The organism is Cryobacterium sp. Hh11 (genome assembly GCF_004404045.1).
In the GTDB taxonomy this organism is placed as follows: domain Bacteria; phylum Actinomycetota; class Actinomycetes; order Actinomycetales; family Microbacteriaceae; genus Cryobacterium; species Cryobacterium levicorallinum.
The window spans coordinates 129957-149609 of record NZ_SOHF01000005.1 but is presented as its reverse complement, the minus strand read 5'-3'; the positions used below and the strand labels follow the sequence as shown (position 1 = coordinate 149609).

At 64.6% G+C, this 19653-nt stretch carries 19 protein-coding genes; 16 read left to right on the top strand and 3 right to left on the bottom strand.

The annotated features are described in order from the left end of the window. Positions 1-11 precede the first annotated feature (11 nt). The 10 genes from pdxT (at position 12) to E3T46_RS01475 (ending at position 10276) form a co-directional block, all read left to right on the top strand. On the top strand, positions 12-638 hold the full coding sequence (gene pdxT / locus E3T46_RS01520) for a pyridoxal 5'-phosphate synthase glutaminase subunit PdxT (protein ID WP_134577217.1): 627 nt from the start codon (positions 12-14) through the stop codon (positions 636-638). Between the two features lie 74 nt (positions 639-712). After that, positions 713-1282, top strand: a complete 570-nt coding sequence (locus tag E3T46_RS01515) for a DUF1697 domain-containing protein (RefSeq protein WP_134441023.1) — start codon at positions 713-715, stop codon at positions 1280-1282. Positions 1283-1387: 105 nt separating this feature from the next. Next, the gene (locus E3T46_RS01510; protein WP_134577189.1) at positions 1388-2152 is read left to right on the top strand and encodes a YebC/PmpR family DNA-binding transcriptional regulator; all 765 of its coding nucleotides are present in this window, start codon (positions 1388-1390) and stop codon (positions 2150-2152) included. A gap of 4 nt (positions 2153-2156) precedes the next feature. Next, the gene (gene ruvC, locus E3T46_RS01505) at positions 2157-2783 is read left to right on the top strand and encodes a crossover junction endodeoxyribonuclease RuvC (protein WP_092449119.1); all 627 of its coding nucleotides are present in this window, start codon (positions 2157-2159) and stop codon (positions 2781-2783) included. Continuing rightward, positions 2780-3460, top strand: coding sequence for a Holliday junction branch migration protein RuvA (gene ruvA / locus E3T46_RS01500; protein ID WP_134577188.1), 681 nt, complete (start codon positions 2780-2782; stop codon positions 3458-3460). Before ruvC ends, ruvA begins: the two co-directional genes overlap by 4 nt. After that, positions 3457-4506: a Holliday junction branch migration DNA helicase RuvB gene (gene ruvB / locus E3T46_RS01495; protein ID WP_134441020.1), complete on the top strand. Its 1050-nt coding sequence runs from the start codon at positions 3457-3459 to the stop codon at positions 4504-4506. Before ruvA ends, ruvB begins: the two co-directional genes overlap by 4 nt. Before the next feature lie 108 nt (positions 4507-4614). Further along, positions 4615-5019 carry a preprotein translocase subunit YajC gene (gene yajC / locus E3T46_RS01490; protein ID WP_092449116.1) on the top strand — a complete coding sequence of 135 codons (405 nt, stop codon included), beginning with the start codon at positions 4615-4617 and terminating at the stop codon, positions 5017-5019. 90 nt (positions 5020-5109) lie between these two features. Then, the gene (gene secD, locus E3T46_RS01485) at positions 5110-6837 is read left to right on the top strand and encodes a protein translocase subunit SecD (protein ID WP_134441019.1); all 1728 of its coding nucleotides are present in this window, start codon (positions 5110-5112) and stop codon (positions 6835-6837) included. Continuing rightward, a complete protein-coding gene (secF, locus tag E3T46_RS01480) occupies positions 6837-7850 on the top strand; it encodes a protein translocase subunit SecF (RefSeq protein ID WP_104133159.1) in 1014 nt (337 codons plus the stop codon). Before secD ends, secF begins: the two co-directional genes overlap by 1 nt. A gap of 170 nt (positions 7851-8020) precedes the next feature. Beyond that, entirely contained in the window at positions 8021-10276 is a 2256-nt protein-coding gene (locus E3T46_RS01475; RefSeq protein WP_092449113.1) for a bifunctional (p)ppGpp synthetase/guanosine-3',5'-bis(diphosphate) 3'-pyrophosphohydrolase, read from the top strand. On the opposite strand, the gene E3T46_RS01470 is transcribed toward E3T46_RS01475, so the two are convergent. The 3 genes from E3T46_RS01470 to E3T46_RS01460 form a co-directional block, all read right to left on the bottom strand. Continuing rightward, positions 10273-10875 (bottom strand): type IV toxin-antitoxin system AbiEi family antitoxin, encoded by a 603-nt coding sequence (locus E3T46_RS01470; RefSeq protein WP_166790148.1) that lies wholly within the window; start codon positions 10873-10875, stop codon positions 10273-10275. The genes E3T46_RS01475 and E3T46_RS01470 overlap by 4 nt on opposite strands. A 112-nt stretch (positions 10876-10987) precedes the next feature. Next, positions 10988-12220: a DUF349 domain-containing protein gene (locus E3T46_RS01465; RefSeq protein ID WP_134577186.1), complete on the bottom strand. Its 1233-nt coding sequence runs from the start codon at positions 12218-12220 to the stop codon at positions 10988-10990. Between the two features lie 109 nt (positions 12221-12329). Beyond that, positions 12330-13124 carry a peptidylprolyl isomerase gene (locus tag E3T46_RS01460; protein WP_134577185.1) on the bottom strand — a complete coding sequence of 265 codons (795 nt, stop codon included), beginning with the start codon at positions 13122-13124 and terminating at the stop codon, positions 12330-12332. Between the two features lie 106 nt (positions 13125-13230). On the opposite strand from E3T46_RS01460, the gene E3T46_RS01455 reads away from it, so the two are divergent. The 6 genes from E3T46_RS01455 to ruvX all read left to right on the top strand — a co-directional run bounded on the left by E3T46_RS01455 (position 13231) and on the right by ruvX (position 19652). Next, on the top strand, positions 13231-14571 hold the full coding sequence (locus E3T46_RS01455) for a replication-associated recombination protein A (RefSeq protein ID WP_134577184.1): 1341 nt from the start codon (positions 13231-13233) through the stop codon (positions 14569-14571). Positions 14572-14867: 296 nt separating this feature from the next. Beyond that, the gene (gene rpsD / locus E3T46_RS01450; RefSeq protein ID WP_092107727.1) at positions 14868-15497 is read left to right on the top strand and encodes a 30S ribosomal protein S4; all 630 of its coding nucleotides are present in this window, start codon (positions 14868-14870) and stop codon (positions 15495-15497) included. Positions 15498-15626: 129 nt separating this feature from the next. Continuing rightward, a complete protein-coding gene (locus E3T46_RS01445) occupies positions 15627-15998 on the top strand; it encodes a DUF948 domain-containing protein (protein WP_134577183.1) in 372 nt (123 codons plus the stop codon). Between the two features lie 133 nt (positions 15999-16131). After that, complete coding sequence (locus tag E3T46_RS01440; RefSeq protein WP_092449107.1) at positions 16132-16362, top strand: hypothetical protein; 231 nt, start codon at positions 16132-16134, stop codon at positions 16360-16362. Positions 16363-16425: 63 nt separating this feature from the next. Further along, positions 16426-19080, top strand: a complete 2655-nt coding sequence (alaS, locus tag E3T46_RS01435; protein ID WP_134577182.1) for an alanine--tRNA ligase — start codon at positions 16426-16428, stop codon at positions 19078-19080. A 101-nt stretch (positions 19081-19181) separates the two neighbouring features. Beyond that, positions 19182-19652 carry a Holliday junction resolvase RuvX gene (ruvX, locus tag E3T46_RS01430; RefSeq protein WP_134577216.1) on the top strand — a complete coding sequence of 157 codons (471 nt, stop codon included), beginning with the start codon at positions 19182-19184 and terminating at the stop codon, positions 19650-19652. Position 19653 lies beyond the last annotated feature (1 nt).

Genomic DNA, 19653 nt, shown 5'->3' with positions numbered 1-19653 from the left:
CGATTCTCTCGATGGGCACCCGACCGACAGAAACCGCCGTACCGGCAGGTCTGCGGGTCGGGGTTCTCGCCCTGCAGGGCGACTTTCGTGAGCACGCGCAGGTACTGCGCGCGCTCGGCGCGAACGTCGCCCTGGTGCGCCGTCCGGAAGAATTGCTCCAGGTCGACGGTCTGGTCATTCCGGGCGGCGAATCGAGCGTCATGGACAAGCTCGCCCGTACCTTCGGCCTCGCCGAACCGCTCCGCGCAGCCATCCGCGGCGGGCTGCCAGTCTATGGAACCTGCGCGGGGCTGATCATGCTCGCCGACACGATTCTCGATGGCATGAACGGCCAGGAGAGCCTCGGCGGACTCGACATCGCCGTGCGCCGCAACGCCTTCGGTTCGCAGACCGCTTCCTTCGAGACCGACCTGGACATTCCGGCGCTCGGCGAGAAGCCCGTGCACGCGGTGTTCATTCGGGCGCCGGTCGTGGAGATCGTCGGGCCTCGGGCGACCGCACTGGCCACCCTCGCCGACGGCCGCTGCGTCGCCGTGGAACAAGGCAACCTGCTCGGAACCTCCTTTCATCCGGAAATCACCGGCGAATACCGTTTTCACCAGTATTTCCTGCAGAAACTGGTCGCCGCCGCCCGCTGATGCCAGGCGCAATTGTGCCGCGCGCGCGAGTGTGGCTAGGGTTCAGACATGACTCAGACAACCGGTGGTCAACGATGACCCGATATGTAGCACTGCTCCGTGGCATCAACGTCAACGGCATCACCATCGCAATGAGCGATCTCGCGGACACATTTCGCGAACTCGGCTACACCGACGTCAAAACGGTGTTGGCGAGCGGCAATGTGATCTTCAGCATCGACAGTCCGCTCGTCGACACTCCGCTGATTAGCAAAGTGGATGCCGCAGCCCTCAAGGCGCGCATCGAAGCGGCCCTGACGGCTCGCTTCGAGTACGAAGCATGGATCGTGCTCGTCGACGCCGAATCGCTCGACCGCATCGTGCGCTCGTACCCGTTCGACGCCGACCGCGACGGCTGGCACCCCTATGTCATGTTCTCCTCCGACCCCGGCCACCTCAGTGAGCTGGCCGGACACGCCAAGGAACTCGATGCCACCGACGAGCGCATCGAACTCGGCCACGGCGTGCTGTACTGGGAGGTGCGCAAAGCCGTCGGCATCAAGAGTGCCTTTAGTAAGAAGAGCGCCAAGCTCAAATACCGCGACACCACCACCACCCGCAACCTGCACACGCTGCACAAGCTGCTGGAAGTCACACCGGGATAGACTGAGCCGGCACCAAGCGTGCACCAACTTCGCAGCGATCATCAGAACTTGATCGAGCACAACTCATTCGAACACAGCTAGTTCGAGCACAACAACGGGAGATGTATGTCCGGGCATTCCAAATGGGCCACCACCAAGCACCAGAAGGCGGTCACCGACTCCAGACGGGCCAAGGCGTTCGCCAAGCTCATCAAGAACATCGAGGTTGCGGCCCGCCTGGGCGGCGCTGACCTCTCGGGTAACCCGACGCTGGTCGATGCCATTCAGAAGGCCAAGAAGACCTCCGTGCCCAACGACAACATCGACCGCGCCGTCAAGCGTGGTGCCGGGCTGTCTGGCGAACAGGTCGACTACACGACCATCATGTACGAGGGCTATGCCACGCACGGTGTCGCGATCATGATCGAGTGCCTCACCGACAATAAGAACCGTGCTGCCGCCGAGGTACGCACCGCAATGGCCCGCAATGGGGGAGCCATGGCCGACCCGGGCAGTGTCGCCTACAACTTCCACCGCAAGGGTGTCGTCGTGGTCAAGCACGTGCCCACGATCACCGAAGACGACATTATGCTCGCCGTGCTCGACGCCGGCGCCGAAGAGGTCATCGACGAGGGCGAAACCTTCGAGATTCACTCTTCCGTTGGCGACCTCGTCGCCACCCGCACCGCGCTGCAGGCCGCCGGCATCGACTATGAGTCTGCCGATATCGCCTTCATCCCCTCGCTCAAAATCGAGGTCGACGTCGAAACCGCCCGCAAGGTGTTCCACCTGATCGACGCGATGGAAGACCTCGACGACGTGCAGAACGTCTATTCCAACTACGACCTGTCGGCCGAGGTACAGGCCGCACTCTCGAGCGAGTCCGAGTAGTTCGATGGCGGTCCGGGTTCTCGGCATCGACCCGGGCCTCACCCGCTGCGGTGTCGGCGTGGTCGATGTCGAAGGCAACCGTTCGGCCCGCCTGGTGGACGTGACCGTGCTGCGCAGCGCGCCCGACCTGCCCCTGGAGCAGCGGCTGCTGCTGCTGTCGCAGGGCCTCGAAGAGATGCTCGACCGGCACCGGCCGCAATTCATCGCCATCGAACGGGTTTTCGCCCAGCACAACGTTCGCACGGTCATGGGAACGGCCCAGATCAGTGGGGTGGCCCTATTGCTCGCCGCCCAGCGCGGACTACCGGTGACCCTGCACACCCCGAGCGAGGTGAAGGCGGCCATCACCGGGTACGGGTCCGCCGACAAGCAGCAGGTCGGCACCATGGTCGCGCGCATTCTCGGGCTCACCGAAATTCCTAAGCCCGCCGATGCAGCGGATGCCCTGGCCCTCGCGATCTGCCATGCCTGGCGCACCGGCGCCTCCGGCGGCACGCTGCCGACCGTCGTCTCGGTCAAAGCGGCCACGGGAACGCCTGCCGCGCTGACCCCGGCGCAAAAGGCCTGGCGTGCCGCCGAACGCGGGTCGGTGCCAGCGGTGTCGGCGGTGCCCCGTAGTCTTAAGCGGTGATCTCTTCCGTACGTGGCCTTGTCCTGTCTGCCGTGGGCTCAACAGCCAGCTCATCAACGGTGGTAATCGAGGTCGGGGGAGTCGGCCTCGGGGTGCAGGTGACGCCGGCTACCGCCCTCGGCGTGCGCATCGGTGACGAGGCGCGCCTTGCGACCACGCTCATCGTGCGCGAAGATTCCCTTACCCTCTACGGTTTTCCCACGGTTGATGAACTCGCCGTGTTCGAACTGCTGGTCGGCGTCACGGGTGTTGGCCCCAAATCCGCCCTCGGCGTGCTCGCCGTGCTCACCCCCAACCAGATCGGGCAGGCCGTCAATGCAGACGACGACGCAGCCTTCCGCAAGGTCAGCGGCATCGGTCCCAAGACCGCGAAACTCATCGTGCTCTCCCTCGCCGGAAAAATCGCCGTCACCGCCGAAAGCGCCCCGACTCGCCGACCCGGCGCTACCTCGGTCGCCGCGAGCGTGCAGGCTGCCCTGATCGGTCTGGGCTGGTCCGAACGGGTCGCCGCTGAGGCCGTCGATGAAACCCTCACCGAGCTGGCGGATGCTGCCGGTGCCGATTCCGTGCCGCCGACCGTCGCCGCTGTGCTCCGGCTGGCCCTCGGCCGCCTCGGCCCGGCGGCGCACCATGCCACCGGGTCTGCAGCTGCGTCGACCGGATCGGGCCGTTCGTGACCACGGACCCGGGCGTCGAGCTCACCAACCCCTCGCTCGAAAGCGAATCCGAGCTCGCCTTCGAGGGCGCGCTGCGCCCGGCGAGCCTGGCCGAATTCGTCGGCCAGAAGAAGGTGCGCGGGCAGTTGCAGCTGCTGCTGACCGCCGCGACGATGCAGAACCGCACGCCGGACCACATCCTCCTGGCAGGCCCGCCCGGCCTCGGAAAGACTACCCTCGCCATGATCGTCGCCTACGAGGGCAACCGGCCGCTGCGCATGTCGAGCGGACCGGCCATTCAACACGCCGGTGATCTCGCTGCGGTGCTGTCCTCACTGGTTCCCGGTGAGGTGTTGTTCATCGATGAAATTCACCGCATGGCGCGATCGGCCGAAGAGATGCTCTACCTCGCGATGGAAGACTTTCGCATCGACATCATGGTGGGCAAGGGCGCCGGGGCCACCTCGGTGCCTCTCGACCTTGCCCCGTTCACCCTGGTGGGGGCCACGACACGCTCCGGCCTGCTGCCGAACCCGCTGCGTGACCGATTCGGCTTTACCGCGCACCTGGAGTTTTACGCCGAGAGCGAGTTGGAACAGGTGCTCTATCGCGCCGCCCAGCTCATCGACCTGCCGATCGAACGCGACGCGCTGGCCGAGATCGCCGGCCGGTGCCGGGGCACACCCCGCATCGCGAACCGCCTGCTGCGCCGGGTGCGCGATTACGCGCTCGTGCACGGGGGCGGCGCCAACATCGCCGCGGTGCACGCGGCGCTCGAACTCTACGACGTCGATCCGATCGGCCTGGATCGTCTGGACCGGGAAGTCATGAAGATCATCCTGACGCGATTCGGTGGTGGACCGGTCGGCCTGAACACCCTGGCCGTCTCGGTCGGCGAGGAGTCCGAAACCGTCGAAGCGGTCGTCGAGCCGTTCCTGGTACGGATAGGATTCCTCACGCGTACCCCGCGCGGCCGTGTTGCGACCAGCGCGGCCTGGCAACATTTTGGTCTCACACCGCCCCTGGGCATTACCCCACAGGGAAGTGCGACCCTTCTTGACCTATAATTCAATTTGGCCCGCCTGTCTAGAGGCATATTCTCTCTAGGCCTACTGGCGGGTCTTCACCCACAAGCTTCGGCCACCCGCGCCGCAATCGGAAGGTTTTACCGCTCCATGGATTCTTTGACTCTCGTCATGCTGGCCGTTTTGGCCGTACTCGTCTTCTTCATGTTCCGCAACGGCCGCAAGCGCAAGAAGGACCAGGAAGCCCTGCAGGCGACCATGGTTCCCGGCGCCGACGTCATGACCAACTTCGGTATGTACGGCACGATCATTGCCATCGACGAAGAGGCCAACAAGGTCGAACTTCAGATCGCTCCCGGCGTCATCGTTGAGATCCACCGTCAGACCATCGCTCGCGTGGTGGAGCCGATTGTCGCCGACGACGTCGAAGATGACTCTGCCGTTGAAAGCATCGACTCACTGCGTGAATCGGAACTGTCTGAGCCGGAATTCGGCCAGCGCGTGGTCGAGAGCGACACCGACACCACCGAACAGCCCAAAAAGGGCGACGCATAATCTAGCTCCCGCACCAACAACGCACGTACTGCAACACGCGGCGCGCCCACACATTCTGGTGTGGGCGCCAACAGAAAGCTGAGTTCATAGGTGGCTAAGTCGTCGTCTCCGGCCAAAAAGGCCTGGCGTTCCCTGACCTGGCTGGGCGTGCTCATCGTCGGCCTGATCGCTCTGAACGCGTTCGGCGTGTTCACTCAGAACGGGTCGTGGACGCCGAAGCTGGCGCTCGACCTCGAGGGTGGAACGCAGATCATTCTCGCCCCGCAGGTCGAGAGCGGCGCGACCGTCACGTCTGAGCAGCTCACCGAGGCCGTGGGCATTATTCGCCAGAGGATCAACTCCTCGGGAGTCTCCGAAACCGAGGTCAACACTCAGGGCGGCCAGAACATCGTCGTATCGATCCCCGGTACCCCCGATGACGCCACCCTGGAGCGCATCAAGTCTTCGGCCAAACTGGAATTCCGCGCCGTGCTCGTGGCCGGTCAGCCCTCGGGCCAGACCGTCGGTGCCGACGGTACCGCGACCCCCGCACCGGAGGCAACCGTCGACCCGAGCCTGTCCACGACTCCGACGGTCGAGCCCACCGACGCGAGCGACCTGAACTACGTCACCCCGGCCCTGCAGGCCGAGTATGACGCCTTCGACTGTGCCGCGATCAACACCACGAACGTCGCGCCGGCCGATGAACCCCTCATCACCTGCGAAACGGATGGCTCGATTAAGTACATCCTCGGCCCGGTCGAGGTTGACGGTTCCACCATCACCGACGCGACCAATGGTCAGCGCACCACCTCGTCGGGCGCAACCACCGGCGAGTGGGTCGTCAACATTGTGTTCAACAGCGAGGGCACCACGAAGTTCGCCGACGTCACGACGCGGCTGAACAGCCTGACCGGGGCGCAGAATCAATTCGCCATCGTGCTCGACGGCGCTGTCATCTCGGCGCCGTCCAACACGCAGGGAGCCATCCTCAACGGCAAGCCGGAAATTTCGGGCTCCTTTGACCAGGACAGCTCGAAGGCCCTCGCAGACCAGCTCAAGTTCGGCGCTCTGCCGATCAGCTTCACCGTACAGAGCCAGGACACCATCTCGGCCACCCTGGGATCGACGCAGCTGCTCAACGGACTCATCGCCGGCTTAATCGGTCTGATCCTCGTCGTCATGTACTCGCTCGCCCAATACCGTCTGCTGGGCCTCGTGACCGTTGCTTCGCTCGCAGTCGCGGCCGTGATCACCTACCTGCTCATCACGATCCTGTCCTGGCGTGAGGGCTACCGTCTGTCGCTGGCCGGTGTTGCCGGCCTGATCGTGGCGATCGGTATCACCGCCGACTCCTTCATCGTGTACTTCGAACGCGTACGCGATGAACTGCGTGACGGTCGCGGGCTGGAGTCGTCGGTCGAGGCCGGCTGGAAGCGTGCCTTCCGCACCATCGTCGCCTCTGACGTCGTGAACTTTCTCGCCGCCGCCGTATTGTTCGTGCTCGCCGTCGGAAACGTGCGCGGCTTCGCGCTGACCCTCGGCCTCACCACCATCGTCGACCTGCTCGTGGTGAGCATGTTCACCCACCCGATGTTGCAGCTGGTTGCGAAGACCCGGTTCTTCAACGAGGGCCACAAACTCAGCGGCCTCGATCCTCGTGCCCTCGGCGCGGTTTACCGTGGCCGTGCCCGCTTTGAACCCTCGTCGACCATGTCGGCGACGAAGGTGGCGTCCTCGAGCAAAGAGGCCGCCAAGCGACAAACGATCGCCGAACGTAAGGCGTCTGAGCTGGTAAGTACCAGTACTGATCGATCGACAGACGGGAAGGATTCCTGATGGCCAGCTTCTCGCAGTTCGGAAATGACCTCTACACCGGGGCACGGTCGCTCAATATCGTCGGGCGCCGCAAACTCTGGTACCTGATCGCCGGTGGCATGATCCTCATTGCCCTGGTCGGCCCGTTCCTGCTGCGCGGTGGTTTCGTGTTCGGCATTGAATTCACCGGCGGCAGCGAATTCGTCGTCTCCCAGACGACGAGTCAGTCGCAGACCACGGCAACGGATGCCGTCGCGAGCGTCGCTCCCGACGTCGTTCCGAAGGTCTCCACCGTCGGCTCAGACGGTGTTCGGATCCAGACCGACCAGATGTCTGAGGGGGAGACGACGGAAGTACGCGACGCCCTCGCCGCCGCCTATGACGTTCCGGTCACCGAAGTGGCCACCTCTTTCATCGGAGCGACCTGGGGGCAGGACATCACCGGCCAGGCGCTGCGCGCCCTGATCGTGTTCCTCGTGCTCGCCGGTATCATCATGGCGATCTACTTCCGCACCTGGAAGATGTCGGTCGCGGCGATGGTCGCGCTGCTCCATGACCTCGTGATCACGGCCGGGTTCTACGGCATCACCGGATTCGAGATCACGCCGGCCGCGGTGATCGGGTTCCTGACCATTCTGGGCTACTCGCTCTACGACACCGTCGTGGTCTTCGACAAGATTCGGGAGAACACCAACTTCGATGGATCCGGCTCAAGCCGCACCTTCGCGGAGTCGGTCAACCTCGCCGTGAACCAGACGCTGGTGCGCTCGATCAACACCTCCGTCGTCGCCGCCCTGCCCGTGGCATCCATTCTGTTCATCGGTGCCTTCGTGCTCGGTGCTGGCACCCTGCGCGACATTTCGTTGGCATTGCTCATCGGCATCCTGGTCGGTACCTACTCGACGATCTTCATCGCTTCGCCGCTGTATGTTCAGCTGCGCGCCGGCGAGGCCGCCATTCGCAAGCACGACAAGCAGGCTTTGGCGGCACGCGCCAAGGCTTCGACGCCGGCTGCGGAGTCCGTTACCGCGTAGCATTCGCTCCATGATCGAAACGGCCAGCCCCGATGGGCTGGCCGTTTCGCTGCATGTGGGCAGGGCGGATCGCTTGCAGCGTACGGGAGAGGCGTCGCGAACCGGCATAATTGAGGGAACGCAAACACAGCCCGCGCGGTTTCAACCGCTGTGAGTTAAGAGGTGAGACTATGACGGACACGACGACGCCATCTCCGGCCTCGCTGCGCCGTTTGGTTCCGCGCATCTTCTCTCGGGCCCAGCCCGCTGGTGCCGTCGACCGCCTGATCAAGACGGTGCGGCTGAACCACCCCAAGGTCGACCTGTCGATCATTGAGCGCGCCTACACGGCCGCCGAGCGTGCCCACGACGGGCAGATGCGGCGCAGCGGAGAGCCGTACATCACCCATCCCGTTGCCGTGGCCCAAATTCTGGCCGACCTCGGCATCGGCACCAAGACCATAGCCGCTGCGCTGCTGCACGACACCGTCGAAGACACCGACTACACGCTCGACGCCCTGCGGGCCGACTTTGGCGACGAAATCGCGATGCTGGTCGACGGCGTCACCAAGCTCGACAAGGTGAAGTACGGCGACTCTACTCAGGCCGAGACCGTGCGCAAGATGATCGTCGCCATGTCCAAGGACATCCGCGTACTCATCATCAAACTCGCCGACCGGCTGCACAACGCGCGCACCTGGGGCTTCGTACCCAACGAATCCGCCGTGCGCAAGGCTACTGAAACCCTTGAGATCTATGCACCGCTGGCTCACCGCCTGGGTATTCAGACCATCAAGTGGGAACTCGAAGACCTCTCTTTCGCCGTGCTGTACCCCAAGCTTTACGCCGAGATCGAAAGCCTGGTCAAACAGCGCACTCCGCAGCGCGAAGAGTTCGTGCAGCAGATTATCGACACCATCAGTGATGACCTCAAGTCCGCTCGAATTCGGGGAAAGGTTGCCGGGCGCCCCAAGCAGTACTACTCGATCTACCAGAAGATGGTCGTGCGCGGCCGCGAATTCGACGAAATCTACGACCTCGTCGGCATCCGCGTTCTCGTGAATTCGGTAAGGGACTGCTACGCCGTGCTGGGTTCCATTCATGCCCGCTGGACCCCACTGCCCGGGCGGTTCAAGGACTACATCGCCACCCCCAAGTTCAACCTCTACCAGTCGCTGCACACGACGGTGCTCGGCCCGAGCGGTCGCGCGGTCGAGATCCAGATTCGTACCACCGAAATGCACCAGCGCGCCGAATTCGGTGTCGCCGCGCACTGGAAGTACAAGGAGCAGGTCAACGGCAAGAGCGCCGGCGGCCCGGGCCCGCAGAGCGACACCGATATGGCTTGGCTGGCGCATATCTCCGACTGGCAGGCCGAAACCGCCGATCCCGGCGAGTTCCTCGACTCCCTGCGTTACGAGATCGGTGCCAAAGAGGTTTATGTCTTCACGCCGAAGGGCCGCGTCATCGGGCTGCCCTCGGGCGCGACCCCGGTTGACTTCGCCTACGCGGTGCACACCGAGGTCGGCCACCGCACCATGGGCGCCAAGGTCAATGGCCGTCTGGTTCCGCTGGAGAGCGAACTTATCACCGGAGACGTTGTCGAGGTATTCACCTCGAAGAACCCCGACTCCGGGCCCAGCAAGGACTGGCTCAATTTCGTCAAGAGCCCCCGCGCGCGCAACAAGATTCGGCAGTGGTTCACCAAGGAGCGCCGCGACGAAGCCATCGAGCAGGGCCGCGACGCCATCGCCAGGGCCATGCGCAAGCAGAACCTTCCGCTGCAGAAGCTGATGAACCAGGACTCCTTCGCGGAGGTCGCGGCTCAACTCAAATATGACGACGTGTCGGCCTTGTATGCGGCGGTCGGTGAAGGCCACGTCTCGACGCAGTCCGTGCTCGAAAAGGTTGTGTCCTCGGTGCAGAGCATCGACGACAACGACAGCAACGACTTTCCGGTTGCTGCCCGCGGCCGGCCGCAGACCACCCGGAACACTGATTCTGGTGTGCTCGTGCGCGGTGCCCCGGACATTCTGGTCAAGCTGGCCCGCTGTTGCACGCCGGTTCCCGGCGACAAGATCGTCGGGTTCGTCACCCGTGGTGCTGGTGTCTCGGTGCACCAGGCGGCGTGCCACAACGTGCAGTCCCTGCTCAAGGAACCCGAGCGAATGATCGAGGTCGACTGGGCGCCAACGTCGAAGAGCCTGTTCCTGGTGCACATCCAGATCGAGGCACTCGACCGATCCGGTTTGCTTTCCGATGTCACCCGGGTGCTGTCTGAGCATCACGTGAACATTCTCTCGGCCACGGTCAACACTTCGAGTGACCGCCTGGCGCTCAGCCGGTTTGTGTTCGAGATGGGTGACACCACCCACCTGGATCGCGTCCTCAACGCCGTGCGCCGCATCGATGCTGTCTACGACGTCTACCGGGTCAACGACGGCTAGACGCCCACTGCTTTCTCGGTTGCTGCGCTCGACTGGTACAGGGAGCGCAACGCCTCGTTGACCGCCGCGAACCTGGCCACGGCGACGACGCTGTACGCTGGGCTGCCGCGCTGGCAGAGGCGCACGGCCGCGGAGATGTCAGCATACCCGCCGTAGTGCAGCAGCCGGGCTAGAAGCGCGATGATCTCGGCCCCCGAGGTCGCGGGCGGATAGCGCGCCAGGTCGACGGCGGTACGCAGGGGAGTGGTCACCCGGACATTCGCGATGGTGCGCACGTCTTCGGGAGAGCGCACGATTTCGCGCAGCTGAACACGTGGTGACCAGACGGCCGTCGTGCGCGCACCGATGAGCACACAGAATTGGTGGCGACGGGGCTCAGGTGCGACGCCGTAGATCCACGCGGCGGTGAGGCGCTCGGCGATGGCGCGGGGTGGGACCAGCCGGCTGGCGGAGACGGCCCGTGTGGAGCATCCGTCTATTTCATCGATCACACACCAGGAGTCGGCGAGTTGAAAAACCTGCCCGTCGAGCCGGGCGCTGCACAGCTCGGCGAGGGGCAGGTCGTTGACCGTGCGCGTTCGTTCCCGGGGATTCATCATGCCGCCATGCTGTCCCTTAACGAGGTCCAGGCCCCCGAAGGAGCCTGGATCTGTGGAGAAAATAGCACCGGTTTGGGGTGGGGATAGTTCCTGCCGGGTGTTGCAGTCGTGCCTACTGGCCCATCGCCTTGAGCCAGGCCTTGCGGGCCTCGAGCGCTTCGTTGGCGTCCTTGATGGCGCGGGCGTTCTGGCTCTTCTGAGCGGTGGCCAGTTCATCTTCAAGCTTGGCGATCGCGTCGTTCAACTGGCCGGCGAAACCCTCGGTGCGGGCCTTGGTCTCTGGATTATTGCGCTTCCAGTGGTCGTCATCGAGCTTGCGCACGACGGCTTCGACCTTGCGCAGGCGATCCTCGATCGGCTTGACCTGGTCGCGCGGAACCTTGCCGATGACATCCCACTTGCGCTGGATGACCGTGAGCGTCTCGCGAGCGGCATTGCGGTCGGTGGTCGTCAGCAGGGTCTCTGCCTCGGTCAGGAGTTCCAGCTTGAGTACCAGGTTCGCGGAGAACTCCTCGTTGTCCTGAGCTTCCACCTCGCTCTTGACGGAGTAGAGCACGTCGCCGGCAGCCTTGAACTTCGCCCACATGGCGTCGTCCTGCTTTTTGCCGCTGCGGCCGGCCTGCTTCCACTCGTCGAGCAGCTTGCGGTAGGCGGACACCCCGTCGGCACCCTGCGGCGCGAGCGCCTCAGCCTGCTCGATTAGGTGCTGCTTCTTGGTGCGAACGTCCTTGTGCGTGCTGTCGAGCTCGGCGAAGAACGCCTTGCGGTTTTGCTCAATCGTCGTTCGGGCCGCCCGAAAGCGCTTCCACAGGTCGTTGGCCTCGCCCTTGGGAATGCGCGGGGCATCGTGCTGGTGCGCCTGCCACTTCGCAAAGAGGGCGTCGAGGGCAGCGCTGGTCTGCTTCCACTGCGTCTTGGCCGGATCTTCGGCGGCGAGGCGCTCGGCCTCGGTCACGATCTCGGCCCGTTCGGCGACGGCGGCAGCGGATGCTGCTTTGGTCTCGATGCTCTGCTGCTCGGTGAGTTCGGTGACGGCTCCGCCGAGCGCGCCGAGGCGTTCTGCCAGCGCGGCCAGGTTACCGACGGCGTTGGCGTTGGCAACGGCGACGGTGAGATTGGCCACCGATTTGGCCACGTCTGCGGCCGGAGCGCCACCCTTCGCACGCTGCTCGAGCAGGGTGACCTGCCCGTTGAGTTCAACGTACTTGCGTTCGAAGTAGGCCAGGGCCTCTTCCGGAGTGGCATCCGGGTATTGGCCGACGGCGCGTTCGCCATCCGCCGTGCGCACGTAAACCGTGCCGGTTTCGTCTACGCGACCCCATGGTTGCTGATCTGTCGTAGTCAAGAGCCTCACCTTTGCTGAGTTGTTGTGTGGGCGCCGCGGGAAGAAAAAATGCGGAGCCAGGAAATACCCTGATAAGCCTATTGCAATAGCGCAGGGGGATCGATCGATCCTACTGAACTGTTATGCCGGTAATCGTGGTCGGTACGACGGGCGAGGCGCCGCCTGCCGTGATTCCGGCATCCGTGATCTCGGTTTTGATCTGGTCGAGGCCACTCGTGACGCGCCCGAGCACCGTGTAGCCGCCCGCACTGTCGGCGGGGATGGTGCTGTCTTCGTAGACGATGAAGAACTGGCTGCCGTTGGAGAAGCCGTCGTTGCCGGAACGTGCCATGGCGAGGGTTCCAGCTGGGTACACGTCGTCGGTCGGTGCATTCTCCACCGGTCCGTAGCTGTAATCGGGGCCGCCGGTGCCATCGCCCACCGGGTCGCCGCACTGCAGCACGAAAATGCCCTCCACCGTCAGACGGTGGCAGGTGAGGCCGTCGTAAAACCCGGTCTGAACGAGGCTGATGGTCGACGAAACCGCCTGCGGCGCCAGGGCGCCGTCGAGCTCGATTCCCACCGGAATGTCGTTGAGGGTCATGGTGCCGGTCCAGGTTCGATCCTCGGCCAGCGTGCTGGCGGGCACCACACCCGAATTGGCACCGGCGGCAGCCGTCGGCGTCGTGGTCGGGGTGTCGGTTGCCGCAGTGGTCGCTTCCGGAGTACCTGGTCCGCCGGTGAAGTAGAAGACCTGCGCCACCACGATCAATGTGAGTACGACGAGCAGCCCCCCGCCGGCGATCAGGTTGTCCCGCACGCGCCGCTTCGACTGGTGCTCGTGCACCGCACGTCGGGCCTGGTAGGAACGAACACGTCCGCGCTCTTCACGTGCTGCACGCTCGAGCTTGTAATTCGAAGCCACTTGGAACCCCTCCAGGGCCGTCGGGGTTGGCGACGACCGGACAAACGCAGTCGGGCGCCAACGCTCCCGACCTCGTAGAACTCTACGCACAAACTACGCTAGAGGAATGTCGGATGCTCAACCGGGTCTGCGGAGTGGCCAGGCCCCCCTCGCCGTACGAATGCGCCCGAAAACCCTGGACGAGGTGGCCGGCCAGCGTCATCTGCTCACCCCGGGGTCGCCCCTGGTCAGTCTGGCCAGCGACAAGACGGGGGAGCGCGGCAGCGTGTCGGTCATTCTTTGGGGACCGCCCGGCACCGGCAAGACCACGCTCGCGCAGGCGATCGCGCACAGTTCCGGACGTCGTTTCGTTGAACTCTCTGCTGTGACGGCCGGCGTGCGCGACGTGCGCCAGGTGATGGAAGACGCCCGAACCAACCGCGACCTCTACGGTCTCGCGACGGTGCTCTTTCTCGATGAGATCCACCGCTTCTCCAAGGCCCAGCAAGACACCCTCCTGCCAGGGGTCGAGAACGGCGTCGTCATCCTGGTCGCCGCGACGACCGAAAATCCGTCGTTCTCGATCATTTCCCCTTTGCTGTCTCGTTCACTATTACTCACCCTCGAAGTTCTGAGCGACGACGACCTCGGGATCGTCGTTGATCGTGCGGTCACCGATTCGCGCGGCCTCGCTGACCGGTTTGAACTCGAGGTCGAGGCTCGCGGCGCGATCATTCGCCTGGCCTCGGGGGATGCGCGGCGGGCGCTGACGGCGCTGGAGGCGGCATCCGTTTCGGCGGAATCGACGCTCGAACCCGGCGCGACCGGCAAGCCTGTCATCACGACCGACATCGTCTCGCTCGCCGTTGACCGTGCACTGCTGCGCTACGACCGCAACGGTGACGAGCACTACGACGTAATCAGCGCGTTCATCAAATCGGTGCGCGGCAGTGACGTCGACGCGGCGCTGCACTACCTGGCCCGCATGATCGAGGCCGGCGAAGACCCGCGATACATCTGCCGCCGCATCATCGTCCTCGCCTCCGAAGACATCGGCATGGCCGACCCGCAATCGCTCCTGATCGCCGTCGCCGCCGCCGATGCCGTCGCGCTGATCGGCATGCCTGAGGGGCGAATCCCGCTCGCCCAGGCCGTTGTGCACCTCGCGACGGCCCCCAAATCGAACGCCGCCTACATGGCGCTCGATGCTGCCATAGCGGATGTCCGCGCCGGCAAGATGGGCCGCGTGCCCAAGGGCATGCGTGACGCGCACTACCCCGGCGCCAAGCGCCTCGGCCACGGCAAGGGCTACGTCTACCCGCACAATGACCCGCTCGGAGTGGTCACCCAGCAATACCCCCCAACGGAGCTGAAATCCACCCGCTACTACGAGCCGACCGAGCACGGCCACGAGCGCGATATCTCCGCCCGCCTCCTAAAAATCCGCCGTATAGTCCGCAACGAATAGACCGCGCATCCAGTTTTCATGAGAGGGCTCGCGACCGACGCTGCCCGCCTTGGGAACTCGCGCTGGTCTGCAGAGCCTGAGCAGGGCATCCGCTGTGCTAACCTTGACTCTGCCTACAACTGGTTTCGGCATGCGGCTGCGTCCGTTTCCAGTTTGGAGGGGTTTCGTTCTGTAGCCGAACGTCCCATGGCACCCAATCCTCTGATCTCCCATGACGAATGTGTCGATTAGACACTGTGCTGAAAAGACGCACTCGCCCTGGTATCCCTGTTATTGAGTCCGATTGAAAGGAAACCGTGTCTACCAAGTCACGTACCCGCAGTAAAACTCGCCTCTCGCGCGCCCTGGGCATTGCCCTCACGCCGAAGGCAGCCCGCTTCCTTGAGAAGCGCCCCTATGCACCCGGTGAGCACGGCCGCACCAAGCGCAAGACCGATTCGGACTACGCCGTTCGTCTGCGCGAAAAGCAGCGCTTACGCGCCCAGTACGGCATTCGCGAAGCCCAGCTCAAGATCGCCTTCGAGCAGGCTCGTCGTCGTCAGGGACTGACCGGTGAGAACCTCGTCGAGATCCTCGAGACCCGTCTCGACGCCCTCCTCGTGCGTTCGGCCATCGCCCGCACCACCGCCCAGGCTCGCCAGATGATCGTGCACCGTCACATCCTCGTTGACGGCGAGCTCGTTGACCGGCCCTCCTTCCGCGTGAAGCCGGGCCAGCTCATGCACGTCAAGGCTCGCAGCGAGGGCATGGAGCCCTTCCAGGTTGCAGCAGCCGGCGGACACGTCGACCTGCTCCCCAAGCTCCCGCCGTACCTCGAGGTTGAGCTCGACAAGCTTCAGGCCCGCCTCGTGCGCGCACCGAAGCGCATCGAGATCCCCGTGACCTGTGAAGTTCAGCTCGTCGTGGAGTACTACGCAGCTCGCTAACCTGTGCAGGTGGATAGTTAGTTAACCGGTCTTTGACCGGTACGCTGAAGGGCGGATCATCTCTGGGTGATCCGCCCTTTTTTGTATTCCCGGGCCTCCCAGGGGCCCATTGATCTGAGTGGAGTCACCGTGTCGGGTGGAGATATTGCAGGGCTGATCGCCGCCGGCGTATTCGCGATTCTGGTGGCGGTCATCGCCGTTCCACTGGTCAAGCTGGGCCGGGTGTTCGATGAAACCACCGCGGCCATCCACGATCTCAGCGAGGGAATCACCCCGATACTTGCCGAGACGACCGAAACCATCCGATCCACGAATCAGCAGCTGGCGAGGGTCGACACGATCACCAGCAACGCAGCGGATGTCACCGGTAACGTCTCAGCGCTCGTCGCGCTGTTCGCCGCCACCGTCGGCGGTCCGCTGATCAAGCTCGCCGGATTCTCGGCCGGCGTGCGAGCCGCCTTTCGTGGCGGGCGGTCGGGGTCCGGGCGAAATCGGGGTTGACCGGCTACTCTGGAGACGGCGCTGATATTCTCGCGCCCGACTTATCGATAGCTGCGGCTAGCGGTGCCAGGCTCCAGTCAATTCGGTTCTATTGACTGAAAGCACAGGCCGCGCAGATTCAGGGAGAAGTGCCATGAAGAACGTCATCTGGTTGGTCATCGGTGTGGCCGCTGGCTTCGTCGTTGCCCACGAGGTCAACAAGACTCAGCAGGGTAAGCAGTTCTTCACCGAACTTGACACCAAGGCGCGCGAGTTCGGCGAGGCCATCTCCGAGGGGTATCGGCAGCGCGAGGCCGAGTTGCACGCAGCGCTCGGTGACGTTGCGGATGCCGTTGGCGACGCGCCGGCACCAAGCGCGTCCTGAGCATCCGCTTGAAAAGGGCACCACGCTCCACCTCACTCATGCACTTCAATAGCTACGGACACCATGCAGACTGCTGACATTCGCGGGCGCTGGCTCGACTTCTTCGCCGATCGTGGACACACCGTTGTGCCGTCCGCTTCCCTGGTGAGCGACGACCCCACCCTTCTCTTCACCGTGGCCGGCATGGTGCCGTTCGTGCCGTACCTGACCGGGTTGGTTCCGGCACCGTATCCGCGCGCCACGAGCGTGCAGAAATGCATTCGCACGAACGACATCGAAGAAGTGGGCAAGACCCCGCGCCACGGCACGTTCTTTCAAATGAACGGAAATTTCAGCTTCGGCGACTACTTCAAGGAAGAGGCCATCGGCTTCGCCTGGGAACTGCTGACTACCCCGGAAGACCAGGGCGGGTACGGCTTTCGCGAGAGCGACCTCTGGGTCACCATCTACCTCGACGACGATGAGGCGCACCGCTACTGGCGCGCGCTCGGCGTGCCGGACAACCGCATCCAGCGCCTCGGCATGGACTCCAACTACTGGTCCACGGGCCAGCCCGGCCCGGCCGGCCCCTGCTCGGAGATCTTCTTCGACCGCGGCCCCGCCTACGGCGCCGATGGTGGCCCGGCCACCGACGACGACCGTTATGTCGAAATCTGGAACCTCGTCTTCATGCAGTACCTGCGCGGCGAGGGCAACGGTAAGGGCGACTTTCAGATTCTGGGCGACCTGCCGAAGAAGAACATCGACACCGGCATGGGCCTCGAGCGCGTCGCTTTTTTGAAGCAGGGCGTCGAGAACATGTACGAGATCGACCAGGTGCGCCCGGTATTGGACCGGGCCGCCGCACTCTCCGGACGACGTTACGGCGCCGACCACGCCGACGACGTGCGCATGCGCATCGTCGCCGACCACGTGCGTTCCTCGCTCATGCTGATGAGCGACGGCGTCATGCCGTCGAACGAGGGTCGCGGCTATATCCTCCGCCGCCTGCTGCGGCGCAGCGTACGCGCCATGCGCCTGCTCGGCGTCGACACCGTGAGCATGCCCGAACTACTGCCGGCTTCCCGCGACGCCATGAGCGCCGCCTACCCGGAGGTGAAGAGCGACTTCGGGCGCATCAGCCAGGCCGCGTTCGCCGAGGAAGAGACGTTTCTGCGCACCCTCGCGAGCGGAAGCGCGGTGCTCGACCTCGCCGTGGCCAAGACCAAGAAGGCCGATAAGACCGAACTGGCCGGACCGACCGCTTTTCTGCTGCACGACACCTACGGTTTTCCGATCGAGATCACCCTCGAAATCGCCGAGGAAGCCGGCCTCAGCGTCAACCGTGACGCCTTCGACGTGCTCATGACCAAGCAGCGCACCATGGCCAAGGCTGACGCGAAGTCCAAGAAGACCACCCTGGCCGACCTCGGGGTCTACAGCGCGTTCCGCGCCCTTGGCGAGACCGTGTTCACCGGTTACGAGAACCTGCAGAACGAGTCCAGCGTGCTCGGTCTCATCGTCGATGGTGAGTCGGTGACGAGCGCCGTTGCCGGAGAAACAGCCGAGGTCATCCTCGCCGAGACGGCGCTCTGGGCCGAAGCGGGCGGGCAGGTAGCGGATGCCGGCCTTATCGTTGGCCCCGGCTACGAGCTCAAGGTGCTCGACGTACAAAAGCCGGTTAAGGGTCTGATCAGCCACAAAGTGCTCGTGCAGTCCGGCGAGGTCGGCGTGGGCGAGCGCGCCACGAGCGTGGTCGACGAAAACTGGCGCCGCGGCGCCCGCCAGGCGCACTCCGGCACGCACGTGCTGCACGCAGCCCTGCGCCAGGTGCTCGGCCCGAACGCGCACCAGTCCGGTTCGTACAACAAGGCCGGCTTCTTTCGCCTCGACTTCTCCTGGAACCAGGCGCTCTCGCCGGCGACTCGCACCGAGATTGAAGAAATCTCCAACAACGCCATTCGCGACAACCTGCCGGTGACCACCCGGGAACTGCCCATTGCCGAGGCGAAAGCGCTCGGTGCCATGGCGCTGTTCGGCGAGAAGTACGGTGACGTCGTGCGCGTCGTCGACATCGGCGGCCCGTGGTCGCGCGAACTGTGCGCCGGTACCCACGTGGGCAGCAGCGCTGAAATCGGCATGATCAACCTGATCAGCGAGGCGTCGGTCGGTTCGACCAACCGTCGCGTCGAATCCCTCGTCGGCCTCGAAGCCTTCCGCGACCTCGCCGCCGAGCGCATGCTGGTGTCGCAGCTGACCTCGAGCCTGAAAACTCCTCGCGAGCAGCTTCCCGAACGCATCAGCGACCTGGTAGCGAGCCTCAAGAGCGCCGAGAAGAAGATCGCGGCCTTCGAAGCCCGGGCCCTGACCGACCGGGTCCCCGCGCTGCTGGCCACGGCCCGCCGGGTCGGGGCAGTAACGATCGTGGCCGAAGACCTCGGCGTGCTCGGATCCCCGGACGACGCACGGATGCTGGCCCTCGCGACCCGCGAACGCCTCGGCACCGACGCCGTCGTCGTGGCGCTCTCGGCCATTGCCGCGGACAAGCCCGTCGTGATCGTCGCCACCAACCAGGCAGCTCGAGATGCCGGCCATAAGGCCGGTGCCCTTGCCAAGACCGTCGCCGGAATCCTCGGTGGTGGTGGCGGCGGCAAGGACGATCTGGCTCAGGGCGGCGGCCCCAACGGCGCCGCCATCCCGGCCGCTCTCCAGGCGGTTGTCGCGGCGGTCAGTCGCTAACGATGAGGTCCGACCGCGCTCGCTCACGCTCTGGCTCCGCCGACCCTGGTCGTTCGGCGGCGCTGTCCGGCTGGGTCGCGCCGGGTGCGGTCGCCGGCACGATGCGCTCAGGCGTGCGCCTCGGCGTGGATGTGGGCAAGGTGCGCATCGGCCTGGCCCGCAGCGACAACCACGGCATGCTCGCGACCCCGGTGGAAACCGTCGCCCGCGACGATGCCGGAGTGACCGATCTGGCCCGCATTCTCGCGGTGGCCCTCGAGCTTGACGCCGTCGAGGTCATCGTCGGCCTGCCGTTGGCGTTGTCAGGCAATGAGACCGCCTCCACGGACGACGCGGTCGGTTTCGCCGCGCGCCTGGCCGCAACTCTCGCCGTGCCGGTGCGGCTCGTCGACGAACGTCTCTCGACGGTGTCGGCGCAATCCGCGCTGCGGGCATCCGGTCGTGCCGCGAAAACGCAGCGGCCAGTAATCGACCAGGTGGCCGCAACTATTATTTTGCAACATGCGCTCGACAGTGAGCGTTCCTCCGGGCGACCGCCAGGGTCGCCCGTCGAACCGACCGAGAGGCCGTAAT